Origin of the sequence: Mesorhizobium waimense (assembly GCF_003601975.1) — a bacterium.
GTDB lineage: Bacteria > Pseudomonadota > Alphaproteobacteria > Rhizobiales > Rhizobiaceae > Mesorhizobium > Mesorhizobium waimense.
In genome coordinates, this window is sequence record NZ_QZWZ01000107.1 from 1 (window position 1) to 6072 (window position 6072).

The 6072-nt window shown below is 67.7% G+C and carries 1 protein-coding gene; it reads left to right on the plus strand.

Features of this window, described 5'->3' with window-relative positions:
* Positions 1-6072, plus strand: a 6072-nt coding sequence (locus D3227_RS39560; protein ID WP_120019377.1) for a non-ribosomal peptide synthetase, incomplete at both ends; no start/stop codon positions are given.

The following is a 6072-nucleotide window of genomic DNA, read 5'->3' on the forward strand; positions in this document are numbered from 1 at the left end:
ATCGGGCGTCCGATCGCGAACACGCGGGTGTATCTGCTGGACGCTCATGGCCAGCCGGTTCCGTTCGGAGCGGTGGGTGAGCTCCATATCGGCGGGGCGGGGGTGGCGCGCGGCTACCTCAACCGTCCCGAGCTGACGGCGGAGCGGTTTCTGGCCGACCCGTTCGGCGGCGAGCCGGGCGCCCGCATGTACCGGACCGGCGATCTTGCCCGCTACCTGCCGGACGGCAATCTGGAGTTTTTGGGGCGCAACGACGACCAGGTGAAGATCCGCGGCTTCCGCATCGAGCCGGGCGAGATCGCCGCGCGGCTTTGCGAGCACGCGTGGGTGCGCGAGGCGGTGGTGGTGGCGCACGAGGACCGCGCCGGCGACAAGCAGCTTGTGGCCTATGTGGTGTGTGCGCCCGAGGCCGGATCGGACGAGGCCGATGGCGCGCAGCTCGCTGCCTCCTTGCGCGCCCATCTGGTTAGCCTGCTGCCGGACTACATGGTGCCGGCGGCGTTCGTGCGGCTGGATAGCCTGCCGCTGACGCCGAACGGTAAGCTCGACCGCAAGGCGCTGCCTTCGCCGGCCGACGATGCCTATGCGCGGCGGGCCTACGAGGCGCCGCGCGGCGCGGTCGAGACGGCCCTGGCCGGGATCTGGCAAGAGCTGCTCGGGGTCGAGCGGGTCGGCCGCCACGACCACTTCTTCGAGCTCGGCGGCCACTCGCTCATGGCGGTGCAACTGATGGAGCGGCTGCGACGGCTGTCGCTCGGGGTGGAGGTGCGCACCCTGTTCGCCAGGCCGGTGCTTTGCGATCTGGCCGCAAGCCTTGGCAGCCATCACGAGGTGGCGGTGCCTGCCAACCTGATCGGCGAACAGACCGCGGCGATCACGCCGCAGATGCTGCCGCTGATCGATCTGACCCAACAGGAGATCGACCGGATCGTGTCGACGGTGCCGGGCGGGGTCGCCAACATCCAGGATATCTATGGCCTGTCGCCGCTGCAGGACGGCATTCTGTTCCATCATCTGCTGGCCAGCCAGGGCGATCCGTATCTGCTCGTCAGTGAGATGGCCTTTGCCGATCGCGGTGTGCTCGATCGCTACCTTGCTGCGGTCCAACAGGTGGTGGACCGGCACGACATTCTGCGCACGGCCTTTGTCTGGGAGGGGCTGTCGAGCCCGGCCCAGGTGGTCTGGCGCAAGGCGGCCCTGGATGTGAGCGAGGTCGAGCTGGATGAAGATGGCGGTCCCGGTCCCGAGCAGCTGAAGCGCCGGTTCGATCCGCGTCAGTATCGCATCGATCTTGGCCAGGCGCCGCTGTTGCGGTTCGTGATCGCGCGCGAGCCCGGCAGCACACGCTGGCTGCTGTTGGAGCTGCAGCATCATCTGATCGGCGATCACACGACGCTGGAAGTGATGCATGCCGAAGTGCGGACCGTGGTCGAGGGACGGCGTCATGAGCTGGCAGCTCCGCAGCCGTTCCGCAATCTGGTGGCGCAGGCCCGTCTCGGCGGTTCGTCCGAAGAGCATGAAGCGTTCTTCCGCTCGATGCTGGCCGACATCGACGAGCCGACGCTGCCGTTCGGGCTGATCGAGGTGCATGGCGACGGCAGCGGGGTTGGCGAGGCGCAACGGATGCTGCCGCAGGCGCTGAACGAGCGGCTGCGGGCCCAGGCGCGGCGGCTGGGGGTGAGCCTGGCGAGCCTCTGCCATCTGGCCTGGGGTCAGGTGGTGGCGCTGAGCAGCGGGCGCGAGCAGGTGGTGTTCGCCACGGTGCTGTTCGGTCGCATGCAGGCCGGCGCCGACCGCGCGATGGGCCTGTTCATGAACACCCTGCCTGTGCGGCTCGACCTCGACGGGACCGGGGTCGCGGCGAGCGTGCGCAGCACCCATGCGCGGCTTGCCGAGCTGCTCACACACGAGCATGCCTCGCTGGCCTTGGCGCAACGCTGCAGTGGCGTCGCAGCGCCGGCGCCGCTGTTCAGCGCGCTGTTGAACTACCGCCACAACACGCCGGCGGCCATGGCCGGCTCCGGGACGGAGGATGGTCTGTGTGGCATGGAATGGCTGGGCGGCGAGGAGCGCACCAACTATCCGCTGACCTTGTCGGTGGAGGATTTTGGCGAAGCGCTCGGCCTCACCGCACAGGTGGTGGAGCCAATCTCCGCGGACCGGGTCTGCGGCTACATGCAGCGGGCGCTCGAGCAACTGGCGGAGGCGCTGGAGCAGGCGCCCAGTAAGCCGGTGCGCGAGCTCGACATCCTGCCGGCCGAGGAGCGGACCTACCTTTTGGAGGAGCTGAACCGGACGGAAGCGGAGTATCCGTCGGATCTTTGCATCCACGAGCTGTTCGAACAACAGGTGCGCCGGACGCCCGAGGCGGTGGCGGTGGTGCATGACGACGAGCGGGTGAGCTATGGCGAACTCAACGCGCGGGCCAACCGGCTGGCCCATCATCTGATCGCCCTCGGGGTGAGGCCGGACCAGCCGGTGGCGATCTGCCTGGAGCGCAGCCCGGCGATGGTGGTGGGGCTGCTGGCGATCCTCAAGGCCGGCGGTGCCTATCTGCCGCTGGACCCGGCCTATCCTTCTCAGCGGCTGCGGCAGGTGCTCGACGATGCCGCGCCGCGGCTGCTGCTTTGCGATGCCGCCGGCCGCGCCGCCCTCGGCGCCGAGGCGCTCGCCGATCTGAGCGTGGTCGATCTGGATATGGCCACCTCGGCCTGGGCCGAACTGCCCGCCTGCGACCCCGACCCGCGCGCCCTTGGCCTGACCTCCAGCCATCTCGCCTATGTCATCTACACCTCAGGCTCAACCGGAACCCCAAAGGGCGTCATGGTCGAGCATCAAAGCCTGTTGAATTTCCTATATGCTTTTTCGGATATATTGAGGCTTACCGAGCAGGATGTATTCCTAGCTATCACATCCATCTCATTTGATATCGCGGGGCTGGAGCTCTATCTTCCCACGTGCACGGGCGCCACAGTCGTCCTAGCCAACCGCAAGGATGCTACGGCTGCTACGACGTTGCATCATCTTCTAGACCATCACAAGATCTCTTTGATGCAGGCCACTCCAGCAACGTGGCGCTTGCTGATGGATGCCGGCTGGCAAGGAACGCCGGGCTTAAGTGTGTTGTGTGGAGGTGAAGCGTTACCTGCAAATCAGGCGTCGCGGCTTAGTAGAGGGGTGGGGTCTCTAAGGAATCTCTACGGTCCGACCGAAACAACGATCTGGTCGTCCAGTTTTTTTGTTGACGCTAGGCCCGGTGTATCCCATCAAAACGTGCCGATCGGGCGTCCGATCGCGAACACGCGGGTGTATCTGCTGGACGCTCATGGCCAGCCGGTTCCGTTCGGAGCGGTGGGTGAGCTCCATATCGGCGGGGCGGGGGTGGCGCGCGGCTACCTCAACCGTCCCGAGCTGACGGCGGAGCGGTTTCTGGCCGACCCGTTCGGCGGCGAGCCGGGCGCCCGCATGTACCGGACCGGCGATCTTGCCCGCTACCTGCCGGACGGCAATCTGGAGTTTTTGGGGCGCAACGACGAGCAGGTGAAGATCCGCGGCTTCCGCATCGAGCCGGGCGAGATCGCAGCGCGGCTTTGCGAGCATGCGCTTGTCGGCGACGCGGTGGTGGTGGCGCACGAGGACCGCGCCGGCGACAAGCAGCTCGTGGCCTATGTGGTGTGTGCGCCCGAGGCCGGAGCGGACGAGGCCGATGGCGCGCAGCTCGCTGCCGGCTTGCGCGCCCATCTGGTTAGCCTGCTGCCGGACTACATGGTGCCGGCGGCGTTCGTGCGGCTGGATGGGCTGCCGCTGACGCCGAACGGTAAGCTCGACCGCAAGGCGCTGCCTTCGCCGGCCGACGATGCCTATGCGCGGCGGGCCTACGAGGCGCCGCGCGGCGCGGTCGAGACGGCCCTGGCCGGGATCTGGCAAGAGCTGCTCGGGGTCGAGCGGGTCGGCCGCCACGACCACTTCTTCGAGCTCGGCGGCCACTCGCTCATGGCGGTGCAGCTGATGAGCCGGTTGCCGCAGGCCGTTGGTGTCGAGCTGCCGCTAGCCACGCTGTTCGCCCGGCCGGTGCTTTGCGATCTGGCGGCAAGCATCGTCGAGGTGTTGAGCCGCTCCGGTCCGCAAGAGCTGCCGGCGATTGCGGCCGTGTCGCGTCATGAGCCGCTTGTGCTGTCGTTTGCGCAGCAGCGGCTATGGTTTTTGGCGCAGTTGGACCCGAGCAGCGCCAACTACCACATGCCGTTGGCCTTGCGGCTGCGTGGTGCGCTCGACCGCAGCGCCTGGCGGCGTAGCCTCGACCGTCTGTTTGCGCGTCATGAGGCGCTGCGCAGTGTCTTTGTCGCACCGGAGGGCAAGCCCCAGGTTTGGCTTCTGCCTCCGGATGCGGGGCTGCCGGTGGTGGAGCACGATCTGCGGGACAGGCCGGATGCGCAAGCCGCGCTTTTGGATCTGTGCCGTGAGGAGGCGCACACTCCCTTCGATCTGTCGCGCGGGCCGCTGATGCGCGCGCGTCTGATGCGGATATCGGATGAGGAACACGTCTTCCTGCTGAGCCAGCATCACATCGTCTCCGACGGCTGGTCGATGGGGGTGCTGATGCGTGAGCTCAGCAGCCTTTACCGGGCGTTTGTGGCCGGGCAGGACGACCCGCTGCCACCGCTGGCGATCCAGTATCCGGATTATGCCGCCTGGCAACGGCAATGGCTGTCGGGGGAACGGCTGCAGAGCCAGGCGCAGTATTGGCGCGAGACCCTGTCCGGCGCCCCGGCCCGTCTTGCGCTGCCGACCGATCGGCCGCGGCCGCTCCAGCAGTCGTTTGCCGGGGCGAGCGTGCCGGTCGTCATCGATGCGGCTCTGACGGGCGGTCTGAAGCGGCTGAGCCGCAAGCATGGCACGACGCTTTTCATGACGGTGCTGGCGGCCTGGGCGGCGGTGCTGTCGCGCCTGTCAGGGCAGGACGACCTTGTCATCGGCGTGCCGAGCGCCAACCGCAGCCGGCGCGAGGTCGAGGAGCTGATCGGCTTCTTCGTCAACACCCTGGCGCTGCGGCTGGACCTGGCGGGCACGCCGAGCGTGGCGCAGCTTCTGGAGCGGACGCGGCGCACGGCGCTGGCCGCGCAGGAGCATCAGGACCTGCCGTTCGAGCAGGTGGTCGAGATCGTCAAGCCGCCGCGGGCCCTCGACCACACGCCGTTGTTCCAGGTGATGCTGGCCTGGCAGAACAACACCGACGGGTCATTGGATCTGCCGGGGCTGCGCGTGGAGGCTGCGGGGGAGTGGCTCGATCAGGTCAAGTTCGATCTGGAGCTCGACCTTGGCGAAGATGGCGATCAGATCGCCGGATCGCTGCACTATGCCACGGCGCTGTTCGACAAAGCGACGATCGAGCGGCAGCGCGGCTATCTTTTGGCATTGCTGCGGGCGATGGTTGCTGATGCAGGCCAGCCGGTCGGCCGCATAGAGCTGCTGCCGGCCGAGGAGCGGACCTACCTTTTGGAGGAGCTGAACCGGACGGACGCGGCCTATCCGTCGGATCTTTGCGTCCACGAGCTGTTCGAGCAACAGGTGCGCCGGACGCCCGCGGCGGTGGCATTGGTGCATGAGGACGAGCGCCTGAGCTATGGCGAGCTCAACGCCCGGGCCAACCGGCTGGCGCATCATCTGATCGCCCTCGGGGTGAGGCCGGACCAGCCGGTGGCGATCTGCCTGGAGCGCAGCCCGGCCATGGTGGTGGGGCTGCTGGCGATCCTCAAGGCCGGCGGTGCCTATCTGCCGCTGGACCCGGCCTATCCTTCTCAGCGGCTGCGGCAGGTGCTCGACGATGCCGCGCCGCGGCTGCTGCTTTGCGATGCCGCCGGCCGCGCCGCCCTCGGCGCCGAGGCGCTCGCCGATCTGAGCGTGGTCGATCTGGATATGGCCACCTCGGCCTGGGCCGAACTGCCCGCCTCGAACCCCGACCCGCGCGCCCTTGGCCTGACCTCCAGCCATCTCGCCTATGTCATCTACACCTCAGGCTCAACCGGAACCCCAAAGGGCGTCATGGTCGAGCATCAAAGCCTGGTCAATCTC